The sequence below is a fragment of the Fibrobacter sp. UWB13 genome (assembly GCF_900177805.1).
Taxonomy (GTDB): domain Bacteria; phylum Fibrobacterota; class Fibrobacteria; order Fibrobacterales; family Fibrobacteraceae; genus Fibrobacter.
On sequence record NZ_FXAX01000001.1, the window covers coordinates 1,455,445 to 1,468,848 of the forward strand.

The following is a 13,404-nucleotide window of genomic DNA, read 5'->3' on the forward strand; positions in this document are numbered from 1 at the left end:
TCACTCAAAAAGGCAACTTCTTTTTGAAACTAGCAATTTGGGCGGAGTCCACCGGATGCGTCAACTTGTAGAAATCTTTCCAACGCACAAACAAGCCGTTCTGTCGCACCGTCAAGAAAAACGAGGAACTGTCCTGCGGAGAGAGGCGCCCCACGGCATCACTAACATTCAGCATTTTACCCACCGTAGGTGCCATCTTCCAGGACCCGATGCCAAACATGCGCGAAGTAATCCCGTTTCCGTGATTGAGTTCCACAAACATGCCAAGAGAATCGCGCCCTGCCTCAAGCACAATACCCGGAAGCACAGGGTAAATAGGAGCTTCCCCAAGACCTTTAAACAAGTCCGCCGACAAGAGCTGTTCCAAGCCTTCAAAGTCAAAGTTGTCTACAATCGCAAGAGCAGACCATCCGAGCGGCACGTGCGGGCACGGCCCCGGGAAAAGGCAACCCGTCTTGCTCGAAATCCAGACTTTCGAAGAATCCTCTCGCATCATGTGTAAAAAGACATTGCGCGTTGAATCTTCAAGGACCACCAGGAGAGCATCGCCAAAATCTTTCTTGGATGCCACCCAATGAATTTTCGACCCGTCCGACGCCAAATTTTTCACATAGCGCAAGAACGTGTTCGGAAGCGCCAAAGAGTCGGTTACAATCCACGAACACTGGGCATAGTCATTCTTGAGTTCAAACGGAGTCCCGTCATACGAAGTACACCCCGCAATCCAATCCTCAACAACAGGAGGTGCAGGTTCTTCGTTCCCAGGCAGCGGGAGTTTATCCACCAACATACGGAACCACCCATTGGTATAGGCGGCAATAGTCAATGAAAAGACTATAATAATCCTAATTAGCGGAAATTTACGAGCTTCCCGTTTTCTTTTCCGTTTACCGTGATACTCAGAAAATTCAACAGCCATCGGTTACAAGACCAAATAAGATACAACCGCTATGAGAATCAGCAAAAGCACCAAAACCGCAACAAGAGTTCCCTTCGAAGAAGAAGTCTCGTCCACTAGCGGATTTGTATCCATGATTTTCGGAGCGACCGGAGCTTGCGGAGCAGGGCTTGCCTGAAGAATAGCATCTGCGGGTTTCTCGACCGCAGCATTTTTTGCAGGCTCAACAGCAGCTTTAGCAGGTTCCTCAGCAGGAGCCACCCCCTGTTCGACCCGAGGATACGCAGCCATATCCGCTTCACTCATGAATATACGGATAAAGCGTTCAAGCCCCACCTTTTTTAAGCTCCTGGCTAGCGATTCCCTATCGGCAAGAACCGCAAACGTACCATTACGTTTGGAAAGTTCCTGATGGAACTGCATAAAGGCGTTATACGCATCGCTATAGACAAAATCGAGTCCGGACAAATCTACGCCTATAAACTTGGCGTCAGCTTTTTCCGTCATCAAAGAACGGAAATTCGCCTTGAACGTTTCGGCATCGAAAGCTCCAATCGGATTGAGTGGAGCGGGAAGCACAAGGAATAAACCCACATTTTTTGTTTCAGTCATCATGTAGCCCTCTATTCCAAGATTTCATCATCAGTTTCAATAATCGGAGTTGCTGGCGCCGTAGGTGCAATCGGTGCAGCAGGCGTTACCGGAGTAGTAGCTGTCGGAGCTGAAGCCGGAGCTGTTGCAGGAGCCGTTTCAACCTTTGGAGATTCCACTTTTTCTGGAGCTTCATTCAAAGCAGGTTTTACCGGAGCGACAGGAGTTTCCTCCACGCGTTCTTCCACAAATTCATCCGCTGGGAATTCATCTTCCGTCACAAGTTTCTTTGCGGCATCAGTCTTGCTCAAGTGTCCTTCTTTCTTCGGCTTGTGGCCAAAGAGGTACGGGCTAAAGCTTACACTCACGCGATGCACCGGAGAGAACACCGGATGCGATTCAAACGCGTAATCCACCACAAGGAAATTTGCAATCGTAAGACCGGCACCAGCCGTCACGCTCTTGAATGTCGTAAAGCTGCTGAGGCCGACTCGCAACTTGAGTCCAAAATCAAACGCAAATTCGACGCCACCACGACCGCCAGACAGCCAATCCAACGGATCTTCCCAAATGCGATCGCCACCATGGGTATCTTCGTCAAAGTCCAAGTCTCTTGCATCATGATGGAAAAAACCTGCACTCTGCCAGTAAAAATTGAACTTGCCATACAAGTACTGGACGGGCAGCCCATAGCTTAAAGCCAAGTAAAATTCAGGAGCGGAATATTCAAATTCGCCAGATTCCCAAGAAGTCGCCGAAGAAGTCCAGCCTTTCAAAAGACCCGCTACGTAAAAATCATCCATGATTTGATAACGAGCGCTAGCATCGCCGCGGAAGCCCCAGCCAGTCTGGTCCATATCACGATAAAGCACATGGAACGCAATTCCCAAGTCCAAGCGGTCTATAATGCGACGCCCCCAGGCGACAGAAAATACCCAGTCCGCATAGGAGAGCGTGTTGTAGTCCGAGCCTTCAGGCACCGGTTCCCCTTCCCTAATGTACGGGATATCATCGGCACCAAACCTTGAGAAAGAAACACCTAACCCCTGGTTTTTAGGGAGAGGGATGACCATGGATGCATAATCGTACTTGGTATCTTCGTAATAAGCCGTATGCGAAAACGATGCCCACATGTATTTGGCTTGAGATAACTGGTACGCATTGGTCAAAAGTCCAAGGTAATCGCCCTCAACAGCCAGAGTTGCAGAACCCAAAGCCGCAGAGCGTGCACCCGGTTCCATATCAAGAGTCGCATTCGCACCCACAACGCGGTCAGCAGCAAAAGCCGATGACGCAAACGCACAGGCAAGGAAACAAGTCCGCAGAGATATAAATTTTTTCAAAAAAGACATTTGGTGACAACTAAAATAGATATTTTTCTTTTTGAAAACACTTTAAAAAAATGCTTTTAGACGATTACATCCAAAATTTCTTGATATACCTGCAAACCCAGCGCAGGTATTCCGAAAGAACAGTCATTACATACCGCAAATCGCTCGAAAAATACCTCGCGATGCTAGCCGGGGATGCACAGCGCAACCCCAATGCACAGCAAGCAACCGCAACCAAGACGGCTGCGCCTCTTGAATCGTTCTCTGAAACAAACGTCAAGAATTTCGTGTGGGACATGAAAATCAAGCAGAAACTTGCACCCACAAGCATCTGCGAGCACCTCGCCGCACTGAAAAGCTTTGGCAAATACCTCGTGCGTTCGAAGATTTTGCAAAAGAACCCCGCCGAAGCAGTCCCCATGCCCAAGCGCCCCAAGCGCCTTGTGCAATTCCTCGGGCAAAAGGACCTCGCCGAAGAAAAATTCCCTGAATTACCTGAAAATCCGACTCTCCCGCAAGTCCGCGCACGACTTTTGCTCGAACTCATTTACGGCTCGGGACTGCGAATTTCGGAATGTCAAAGCCTCTGCTGGAACCAATTACAGACAAAAGAAAAACTTGTCCGAGTCATCGGTAAAGGCAACAAGGAACGCATCGTTCCAATTACTGACGTGCTCATTTCTTGGCTCGAAAAATTCAGGGCTGCTGAGATTGAAGCCGGACACGCCCCAACAATTACAAGCTACGTTTTCCTAAGCGAAAACGGAAAGCCCTATGACATCCGCACATTGCGAAACGACATTCACGACCTGCTCCGAGAAATCGGCTGGGAAGGGAAAGCAAGCCCGCACGTGCTGCGCCACAGTTTTGCCACGCACCTGCTCGAAAACGGCGCCGAAATCATGAGCGTCAAAGAAATGCTCGGGCATTCGAACATTTCCACCACGCAAATCTACACGCACGTGAATGCCGAACGACTAAAACAAGCCTTCAAGAAGACGCACCCGCGCGCATAGCCCTCTAACTAAAAGAAGCTTCCCTTAACGCCAACGGCGATAGTCCACTGCTGACCGATATCACTCCAGTCCGGAGCGTTCCACTTCTTCATCGGCTTTTCGCTGTATTCATTCATTGCATCAGCGCCACCCGCCTTGTCATGGATCGGGAGCGAGAACGCAAGGAACACCGGGAAGTCCGGGTTCGAGAATTCCAAGCTATACACAAGCGAAACAGACCAAGCCTGGTGATCTGGATCCGGCCTTGGGTCGTAAGTTCCTTCGGATTCAGAAGAAATCCAAGCCACGCCAAGCGGGATCGAGAAATTCAAGCCAAACGACTGGACAATGCCCGTACGACCACGATAACCATAAGCGACAGAACCACCAATCGAAGGCGGAGTAAATGCACCGAGGTCATTTTCGCCATATGGCTTGAAGCGGTACTTGAAGCGGTCTCCATGCTTCTTGATATTCTTCCAATAGCTGTCGTTAAACTCATTTTCGCCCGAGAACAAGTGCATCGCAAACGGGTGCGTGTAGCTCAAGCTATAGAGCCAGATGCCCTTGTCCGTATCGCGGCTGTAGTCCCATCCAAGCGTCAGTGAATAAAGACCGCTCCCCTTCTGGAAACTACTCGGCAAGATTTCCTTACCGCCATCCTTACCGCGCTTGATATCATACTGCCCCGTCGGAATCGAGAGCGATGCCGAAAGCGATGCTGCACCGCCACTGCCAATCGTTTTCGAAAAATCAAACGAGATATCGCCAAGACCGCCCGTAGTGCGGTCAGTCGGAGTCTGGTTGCTGCGATACTGCACTTCGCCCTGATGGCTCATGAACGGGATCGTCACACCAACCTTCGTATCCCACGTTGGCTTGATCGAGAAATGCGGATTCACCGTAAGAGCTGAGAAATTCTGCCCCACGTTGTACTTCGTAAAGACTTCAGCTTCGAGATAACCGCCCGAAACGCCCTGACCAATCCACTTGATGCCATCGCCGGAACCGCCACCGGAACCGCCAGCACCGCAACCGCCAATGGACTCCCACGGAGTCGCAGGCGTCACAGGGGAATTAAAGCCAGCATAAAAAGCAACCGCAACAAGTGCGACAAGAGAACAGCCTTCAATCAAAAAATTCTTCTTCATACCGCACCTCACGGAAGCTTAAGCAAATAAGCGTACTTATAGCCAGTCGACAAGAACTTGCCATCGGGAGAACGCCCGCCAATCATCGGGACCGGCGCAAGTTCCACATTATCGTCTACCCATTCCACCAGTTCACTCTTAGAAGCACCCGTTTTCAAGCGAACCTCACGCATTACCGTACGCCCGGCAGAACCGTCCTGAGCCGAAGCATTATCTAAATGGATCTTGTTGTAGTATGACGTTTGAGTAAATTCCGTCCAAACCACAAACAGGCGCCCATCCGATTCAAACCAGTGCGGCTGAGCCGGTTCAGACTTCATGTCCTTCGTAAGAGGGATTTTAACACCTTCGGCATCTTTGGAAAGTTCCTGGATATAGGCTTCCCAGTTATCTTCCGATTTCGTCATCAAGTTATACACGACAAAATTACCATCCGGCGAAATCATCGGGCTTTCAACTTTCCAGTTGCTACGATCCGTAGGCTTCTTAAGCTTAATCGCCTTCGACTTTCCGCCATTGGCATAATCGATAAATACGATATTTTGCGGATCTCCATCCGTTCCGTCCGCATAAGTCAGACGCACATTTTTCGTACCAAAGAAGCCTTCGACGGTCGATTCATCCCCATCGGCTTCCGCTTTAGCCGTAGGATCTACCCACACATGCGGAGTCGCCTGTTCAATAATGTCTTTGTCAAAGAACCAGAACTTTTTCTTGTCCGACGTACGGACCGCAAAAATGCCGTAATCCAAGACGTCACCACATGAACCCCCATTGAGTCCCTGACCGCGCAACGAGACGATGAAATCAGGATGAGTACTCCATTCCGGGTCCTGGAACTGGCATTCGCCCTTATCCTTATCAATCATCAAATACCACTTCACGTTATTCGCGGTATCCGAAACGGTCAAACGATCATGCTGCTTAACATCTGTAACGGGGAATTCGTCATCATGTTTATTGACTTTAATCTTGCTAAAGTTCAACCAAAGCATCGAAGCCGGGAAATTGACCGTATCCTGCGAGATGGACGGGTTGCAGATTTGCTCACTTCCATTGACAGAGTATATCGTCCCCATTTCAGAACTACTCTGCTTTTTGGAATCATCATCCAAAGATTCAGCCTCGAATGGTTTGGGGCTATAGCACGCCAAAAACGTAAGGGTCGAAAGACCTAGGAGTAAAAGCTTCTTATTCATCAGCATGCAATATAAAAAGAATTGGAACATCGAGAAACGTCCTTCTCGACCAAAGGGAGGGAATCTAGCAAAAATTCCTAATTTCGAACTCCGGATTATCCCTTGCGCGCTTTCTTGAACTTTTCACGGATAAGCTGTAAATCGTGCTGGTAGGGATTTCGCACAAAGTCATCAAACGCCCAGGCGGTCGGGTGGAATACGCCCTTCGCATACGTCAAAAGCATATCGAGCCATACGCCCTTGCCCGCATAAAGCTTGAACGGTCCACGCTTGTAGCTCGGGAGCACCACCTTGTCCATATCCATGTAGCCAATGTCAATGTTCACATGGCGCAGTTCCGGGGTTTCCGCCGATGCGGTCGTGAGTTCTAATGCGTTACTGCGTTCCTTTTCTTCGGCAATCGTCTCTGGCGGGATTTCCTTTTCAAAAGAGACCACCCCACGATACAAGTCATCACCCATTTCAGGCTTGTAATAATCCGTCTTATCAAATGCAAAAAGGCGCCCCTTATGGCGGATAGGGCCCCAAGTTTTTTCCAAAAGCTCAATGACGTTTGGGTCCCATTCAGACCCTTTTTGCAACACAAACGCAATCAACTGCGCATTTTCAGAGAATTGAGAAGCTTTCATTTTTTAGTGCGGGATAATCGACAATGTCGATCGGATTATTTCCATCTGCTGTTCCGAGAACGAGAGATCCTGAGCACATTCGACCGTTACCGGGAACATAATGTTACTTAAATCAGGACAAATATAAATAGACGAATAACGTTTGCGGTCTGAACAGCTTTCGTGAATCGCCCTATAAACAAAACCTGAGGCTTCAAAGGCGGGTTCTTCAGCCTGCTTGTATAAATTACTCCTTAAAATTTCTTCACAAAACGGCGTATCCGTTAATCCATCATCAATATTGGACCAGTCGCCGACCAAAACGCCAGTCTTTTCATCACCACCGAGATATTGCTTCATATCGAGCTTCGTCGCCGATGTATGCCTGAGACCAAAAGAATGCCCAGTTTCGTGAATCATCGTCATCACAATGTTGTACGACGACTGCAATTCAAGTTCGCCATCTTGGTTATGGACATATTCTCCAATAACAACAGCATTTTCCTCGCCCGCACCAAGTTCCCCGGCAAAGAGACGCGAGAGCCCCATGACATTGTTTCCCGCAATACTATGCATGAAAAACACATTCAAGGTATTGCTATGCTTTTCGTCAATCGAACTAGCAAGGTCCCCCAAAAAGATATCTTCGGAACTCGTCCCAGCCTCCCAAGGATAATCAGCCGTATACTTACGCCCTAATGTAGGATGCTCGTGGGCATAGAGGACATATAGAGTATCAATCGTTACACCATAATACTTTTCACGAAACGCTTCTAGCATATAATGCGACAGTTCTTCGATATCCATGCCATCTTTCGTTTTCCCGACAGCACCAACAACAATCAGATTCAAAGCAAAATGATCTTTATAAGTTCCAGTCCCGGTAAAGCTAATGTTCTTAACTTCGCCTTCGTAATACTTGCCATTGTTACCGAGCGATGTATACCACACCGTCATTTCATTTTCTTCGCAGATAAAAGAATAGACATATCGCTTTCCGACAACTGTAGGCGTCAAAGTACGGACCTTACTCAACCCGAAAAGCCCCGCATCGATGCTATAGGGGCGGAACAACTGCAATTCCGGAGCCGGAACAGTAGAATCGATATCAAAAGAAAGCTTGTACGAAGCCCCTGGATGCACAGCGAGCATGATTCCGTGCGCAATATTTGCGGCTGCCGAATCGTTTCTAGCCAAGTCATTCGGATAAAGTTTATGGACAATATATCGACTTGTATCGGGTTTTAGGATTATTTCACCATCAGCCTCAACTGATGTCGTGCATGCAGTAATAAAAAACGACAACAACAGAGCCAAAAAACCTAAAATCCACACTTTTTTACAAAAATTTTTCATAAATACCCGAAACAAACACTCCTCAAATGCGTGTATAGAAAGTAAACACCACATATAAAATACAAAAGAAAAAAGAAAATGAAAAAAAATAGCAAAGAAAAAATATTTAACGCATTTAAGGACCTTATTGCTCCCCTTGACGGTAAACCCGCCTTGGTGAGTGCAATAGTCGTTGCAACAACGATAGCCTCCCTAGATGAGCCCAAATTTGCCCTTTTTATGCTTGGATCGCTGATTTTACTCACACATTTCTTCAGAAGGCACATCCAATGGGTGATTTTTGTGTCTTTAGCGGCAGGAATTATCGCCCATGAAGGGGTGGTCGAAATAGCCGAAACTGTTCGCAAAAATGATGCCATCAGCAATACCGACTGCGGGAAAGTCGAATCCAGGCTCCCACGGCCTAAAGGGACGGCTTTTATCATCAATGTTTCGGGAAATGCCGAGGAGACGGCTATTGGAAATACTCATGAGAGTGCGCGCGAGGGGTATAAAGTACGTCTGACTGAGAAGCGGAATTTGCCGGACCTCCCCTTGCCAGGGGATTCCATCTGTTTTGAGGCTTCGTGGTACCCCGAGACACCACCAAGCGTGCCTGGCGCTTTTGATACGCAAAACTGGCTAAAATCACAGGGACTCGCCGCTTACGGCAAGTTCAAACAGTGGACGGCTTACCCCGGCGACTGGACTTTCGAACGGAGCTTTTTTAAGTTTAGGCAATTTATGCAGGCGAGATTCGCAAAGTTCCTCGACCCTGCCGAAACGGGGCTTTTGATGGGGCTATTGGCGGGTGACCGCTCGGGCATTCCAGAGGTGTTACGTAGCGATTTTCAACGGTCGGGGCTTGTGCACGTGCTTGCAATTAGCGGTTTTCACGTCGTTTTGCTTGCAGGCATGCTCATGATTTTCTTGAAAGCGACCGGACTTCCGCATAAAGCGGTAACCATCATCGCCGTCACACTCCTTGCTATTTACGTTCCCGTCACGGGAGGCTCGCCAGCCGTGCGCCGTGCGGTCATGATGTTCGCCATTCCGCAAATTGGCACTTTATTCGGGAAACCCGCAAATACGCTCAACAGCTTGGGTGTCGCATTGCTCCTCATCATCTTGCCAGAGCCAAGCGTCATTTGGAATCCGGGATTCCAGCTTTCGTTTGCTGCGACCGCAGGGATTATCATCGGCACACCGCATAACCCGACAAAGCTTTTGCCCGATAGCCTCAAGCAAAACAAGCTTTGGCAAAAGATTCAAGCATTCGCCATTGACCCCACGTATGTGACGCTTTGTGCAACGCTCGCCACAGCACCATTCCTCATATACCATTTCAAGACACTATCGCCGTTCGCATGGTTCGGGAATATCATCATCGTGCCAGCCATTTCGCTAGGCATGCAGGCGGGGCTTTTCGCACAGCTCTCGCCTGTAGACTTTATCTGCGGAACATTCTGCGCCGCCGCGAGATTCTTTTTGCGTTTGGCATCGCTTTTGACGCGAATTCTTTCGGATTCTGCGGCCGCCTCGATGACCGTCGGACCATTCTCGCCTGCGGTTCTGCTAGCACTCGGAATCTTGATTTTACTTTTGCCGGTTTGCTACAAGAACTACATCGCCCGCAAGTACGCGTTTATATGCGTTCTAGCCGCCGCCGCTTTATTCGCATTTGAAAGTTACTGCGAAGTTCTGCACCCGTCGTGGACGCTCACGACCATCGATGTCGGGCAAGGCGACAGCCATCTCATCAAGGCGCCATCCGGCAGATATTTTCTCGTGGACGCTGGCGACAACAGCCGCCAAGATTCCGGCAAAGACATCATCGTTCCGTTTTTACACCACATCGGCGTAAGCAAGCTCGATGCGCTCATCATCACACACCCCGACAAGGATCATTTCGGCGGAGCGCTTTCGCTTTTGAAAATGTTCCCCGTCAAGGAACTTTGGGCAAGCGATTGTTCAATGAAAGAAAGCAAACCCGACTGGCAACAAGTCCTCAGCGAAGCCCGCAAAAGGAACATACCAATCCGCAACATCCATCGCGGCTTTCTGTGGAAAGAAAACTTCTTCGAAATGCGAACAATCCATCCGCGAAACGATGTTTGCGTCGAAGCGAACGAAGGGAGCATCACGCTTCGGCTCAAAGGACTCGGGCATTCTGCGGTACTTACCGGAGACCTCACCGTCAAAGGCGAAAAAGAAATCATGAAGACAGACGCTTATCTGAAAAGCGATGTGCTAAAGCTCGGGCACCACGGTTCCAAAACATCTAGCAGCGTACCGTTCTTGAACGCAGTCTCCCCCATGTACGCCATAATCCCCAGTGGTCGCAAAAACAAGTTCCGACACCCGCACAAGCAAGTGACCGACCGCCTCGATTCGCTCCACATTCCTTACATCAACACCGCAAAAAAAGGGACGATAACATTCACATTCGTCCCTGATTCCATCAGCTATACAACAATGTGGTAAGCACGTCATCCCGAAACACCTCACTCACCGTCATCCTGAGCAAAGCGAAGGATCCAGTCAAATCTTGTAGTTACTTAACTTAACTGGATTCTTCAGGCTTTCAGCCTTCAGAATGACGTGTAAGGAAATCAAGTGCAGTATCGTGCAACAGCCCGTTCGTCGCAATGCTCGTGAAGCCTTCGTAAATCGGAGCAGTCGGCTTGCCGTTTGCATCGAAGAGTTCCGTCTTGCCATCGATGGTACTGAACTTGCCACCCGCTTCCTTCATCAAAAGCGGGAACGGGGCAATGTCCCACATCGACACAACCGGATCCACCATGATTTCGGCACGACCTGCAGCCACGAGGTAATAGCCGTAGCAATCGCCCCAGCCGCGATGCAAGCGAGCGCTGCGGCGGAGCTTCGTAAAGCCTTCGCCAAAACCCTTGTCTTCCATCGTGTTGACCGTACCCGAAAGCACGAGCGCATCGCTCAACTGCGATACCTTCGAAGCGCGAACTTCGCGACCGTCCAAAAAGGCGCCGCCACCATTCACCGCCCACACAGCGCTCTTCATTGCCGGCAAGCGGATCACACTTGCAATCGGAACGTTCTTATGCCACAGCCCAATGAGCGTTCCGAACAAAGGCACACCGTGGATAAACGACTTGGTGCCGTCAATCGGGTCAATCACCCACTGGTATTCCGCATCCGGGCTTTCAATGCCAAATTCTTCGCCAATGACGCCAAAGCCGGGAGTTTCCTTCGCCCAAAATTTGCGGGCGAGTTCTTCCGTTCCCTTGTCCGCAATCGTCACGGGAGTCTTGTCAGCCTTCCATTCGACACCCACATCGTTCTGGTAAAACTTGAGGATGTTCTCTTCGGCAAGTTCAGCCGTCTTGAGCGCAATCTTCAAGAGTTCCAAATTCTCGGGAGCGACACCAGCCTTTGCAATTTCGCGATTTTCCATAACAAGCTCCTAGCCAACCCACTTCTTGACAAGCGAAACGAGGAGTTCGTTTTCTTCGGGCTTGCCGACCGTGATGCGGATATGTTCCGGCATACCAAAGCTCGTAAGACCACGAACGATCATACCGTTCTGTTCCAAGAACGAAACGAGTTCCTTGGCACGTTCACCGATGTGCACGCAAATAAAGTTTGCCTGCGTCGGAAGCACCTTGAAACCAAGCGCACCAAGTTCGCGGTTCAAATATTCAAAGCCAACAGCGTTGTTTTTGCGGGTCGCTTCAACGTGAGCGGTATCAGCAAGAGCTGCCACGGCAGCCACCTGAGCAGCCTGGTTCACGTCAAACGGCGGCTTAATTTTCCACATGGCACGGACGACTTCAACACTAGCCATCGCATAACCCACGCGGAGCCCAGCTAAACCGTAAATCTTACTGAAAGTACGGTTGAGGAACAAGTTCGGATATTCCGAAAGCAGCGGAGCCATCTTCGGATAATCGGCAGCCGTTGCAAATTCAGCGTAAGCTTCATCCAAGAACACGAGAACATTCGATGGCACTTTTGCAAGGAAACTGCGAATTTCAGCTTCGGTGTAATAGTGACCGGTCGGGTTGTTCGGGTTGCAAATGAAAGCCACGCGAGTCTTTTCGTTAACAGCAGCAGCGAGCTTATCAAGCGTTGCCTTTTCATCGCCTTCGCCAACGCCAATAAAATCGGCACCGTTCGAAAGCGTCGTAAACTTGTACACGGAGAACGTCGGCGTAATGCCCACGCAATTGTCACCCTGGCGGATAAAAGCCTTGCCCACCATGTCGATGATTTCATCGGAACCGTTACCAATCACAATCTGATTGGTAGAAACGCCATACATCTTTGCAATAGCATCAATGAGCTTCGGAGCATCGCCGCGTGGGTACAAGTGCAACGAATTTGCAATTTCGTGGAACGCTTCCACCGCCTTCGGAGAAGCACCCAACGGATTTTCGTTAGACGCAAGCTTTACAACATTCTTAAGACCATAACGTTCACGAATTTCGTCGATGGACTTGCCTGGGACGTAATCGGAAAGTTTTGAAAGTTCTGGACGCGGTTCGACCACAAATACCTCCATTTTAACGCGTGTAAATTTAGCTTTTACCGAGCGATTTATCTAACTTTGATGGACATGAAACACATTCTTTGCCTGCTATTTGCGATTTTAGTAACAAATGCTTTTGCAGTGGACCATTTCTGGGACATGCGCTACAACTTTGGTCCCGAAAGCCGCCCCTCTCCAAAGATTGGCGTCGGTCTCGGCATCCGCTCGCCGTTCAATTCCGATGTGCTTTTTCCCATCAACTTCACCACTAGACTCAACAAACAATTCGACGTCGGTGCAAAGCTCGACATCAACACTTACGGTCAGCTCGAAGAAATCAACACTGCCTTGGACATCGGTGTCCGTTACCGCTACAGACCAAGTTCATTCATCGCATTTGACGGCTACCTCGACTTGAGCGAAACAAGCCAGAGCGCATTGGCATTCACCATCGGCACACAACAGTTTATCGCGAAGTGCTTCGCAAACTACTACGAACTCCGCGCAGGTTTCCTTGACGGTGCAACCGGCAAAGACGGCTACGTAAAGTTCTCGGCATCCATGATTCCGACACTTGTTTTTGGACAAGTCCTCCGCATGTTCCTTGAAGTCACATCATCGGCTAGCGTGGGTAACCTGAAGGAAGATTTCATGGTCGACATTATCCCGAAGATTGAACTTACCTTTGGCGGTACGCACGTCCGTATTGACTTCGACGTGGGCGTTATGCAAGAAAAGAACAATGATCGCAAGACCATTGCTCTTTACGTTATGACAGCATTGTAGACT

The 13,404-nt window shown here is 49.2% G+C and carries 12 protein-coding genes; 3 read left to right on the forward strand and 9 right to left on the reverse strand.

Annotation, left to right across the window (positions count from 1 at the left end; translation table 11 throughout):
* Window positions 1-4 precede the first annotated feature (4 nt).
* From B9Y77_RS06080 to B9Y77_RS06090, 3 genes are all read right to left on the reverse strand, one after another.
* Window positions 5-790, reverse strand: coding sequence for a M23 family metallopeptidase (locus B9Y77_RS06080; RefSeq protein ID WP_254899939.1), 786 nt, complete (start codon window positions 788-790; stop codon window positions 5-7).
* Window positions 791-922: 132 nt separating this feature from the next.
* Window positions 923-1,513, reverse strand: a complete 591-nt coding sequence (locus B9Y77_RS06085) for an STAS domain-containing protein (RefSeq protein WP_254899940.1) — start codon at window positions 1,511-1,513, stop codon at window positions 923-925.
* An 8-nt stretch (window positions 1,514-1,521) separates the two neighbouring features.
* Window positions 1,522-2,832: a PorV/PorQ family protein gene (locus tag B9Y77_RS06090; protein ID WP_176221716.1), complete on the reverse strand. Its 1,311-nt coding sequence runs from the start codon at window positions 2,830-2,832 to the stop codon at window positions 1,522-1,524.
* Window positions 2,833-2,891: 59 nt separating this feature from the next.
* Between B9Y77_RS06090 and B9Y77_RS06095 the strand changes: the two genes are divergently transcribed.
* A complete protein-coding gene (locus tag B9Y77_RS06095) occupies window positions 2,892-3,836 on the forward strand; it encodes a tyrosine-type recombinase/integrase (protein ID WP_085490848.1) in 945 nt (314 codons plus the stop codon).
* Window positions 3,837-3,844: 8 nt separating this feature from the next.
* Here the strand turns inward: B9Y77_RS06095 and B9Y77_RS06100 are convergent, their stop codons facing one another.
* The 4 genes from B9Y77_RS06100 to B9Y77_RS06115 form a co-directional block, all read right to left on the reverse strand.
* Window positions 3,845-4,966 (reverse strand): hypothetical protein, encoded by a 1,122-nt coding sequence (locus B9Y77_RS06100; RefSeq protein WP_085490849.1) that lies wholly within the window; start codon window positions 4,964-4,966, stop codon window positions 3,845-3,847.
* A gap of 8 nt (window positions 4,967-4,974) precedes the next feature.
* Window positions 4,975-6,165 (reverse strand): hypothetical protein, encoded by a 1,191-nt coding sequence (locus B9Y77_RS06105; RefSeq protein ID WP_254899941.1) that lies wholly within the window; start codon window positions 6,163-6,165, stop codon window positions 4,975-4,977.
* 95 nt (window positions 6,166-6,260) lie between these two features.
* The gene (locus tag B9Y77_RS06110; protein ID WP_085490850.1) at window positions 6,261-6,794 is read right to left on the reverse strand and encodes a DUF4416 family protein; all 534 of its coding nucleotides are present in this window, start codon (window positions 6,792-6,794) and stop codon (window positions 6,261-6,263) included.
* A 3-nt stretch (window positions 6,795-6,797) separates the two neighbouring features.
* Entirely contained in the window at window positions 6,798-8,090 is a 1,293-nt protein-coding gene (locus B9Y77_RS06115; RefSeq protein ID WP_254899942.1) for a M12 family metallo-peptidase, read from the reverse strand.
* Between the two features lie 258 nt (window positions 8,091-8,348).
* Between B9Y77_RS06115 and B9Y77_RS06120 the strand changes: the two genes are divergently transcribed.
* Window positions 8,349-10,592: a DNA internalization-related competence protein ComEC/Rec2 gene (locus B9Y77_RS06120; protein ID WP_254899943.1), complete on the forward strand. Its 2,244-nt coding sequence runs from the start codon at window positions 8,349-8,351 to the stop codon at window positions 10,590-10,592.
* Window positions 10,593-10,692: 100 nt separating this feature from the next.
* Here B9Y77_RS06120 and hisN read toward each other — a convergent pair whose 3' ends face one another.
* Window positions 10,693-11,541, reverse strand: coding sequence for a histidinol-phosphatase (gene hisN, locus B9Y77_RS06125; RefSeq protein ID WP_085490853.1), 849 nt, complete (start codon window positions 11,539-11,541; stop codon window positions 10,693-10,695).
* A gap of 9 nt (window positions 11,542-11,550) precedes the next feature.
* Window positions 11,551-12,636, reverse strand: coding sequence for a histidinol-phosphate transaminase (gene hisC, locus B9Y77_RS06130; protein WP_085490854.1), 1,086 nt, complete (start codon window positions 12,634-12,636; stop codon window positions 11,551-11,553).
* A gap of 66 nt (window positions 12,637-12,702) precedes the next feature.
* Here hisC and B9Y77_RS06135 point away from each other — a divergent pair, with 66 nt between their 5' ends.
* Window positions 12,703-13,401, forward strand: coding sequence for a hypothetical protein (locus B9Y77_RS06135; RefSeq protein ID WP_139260766.1), 699 nt, complete (start codon window positions 12,703-12,705; stop codon window positions 13,399-13,401).
* Window positions 13,402-13,404: the final 3 nt, after the last annotated feature.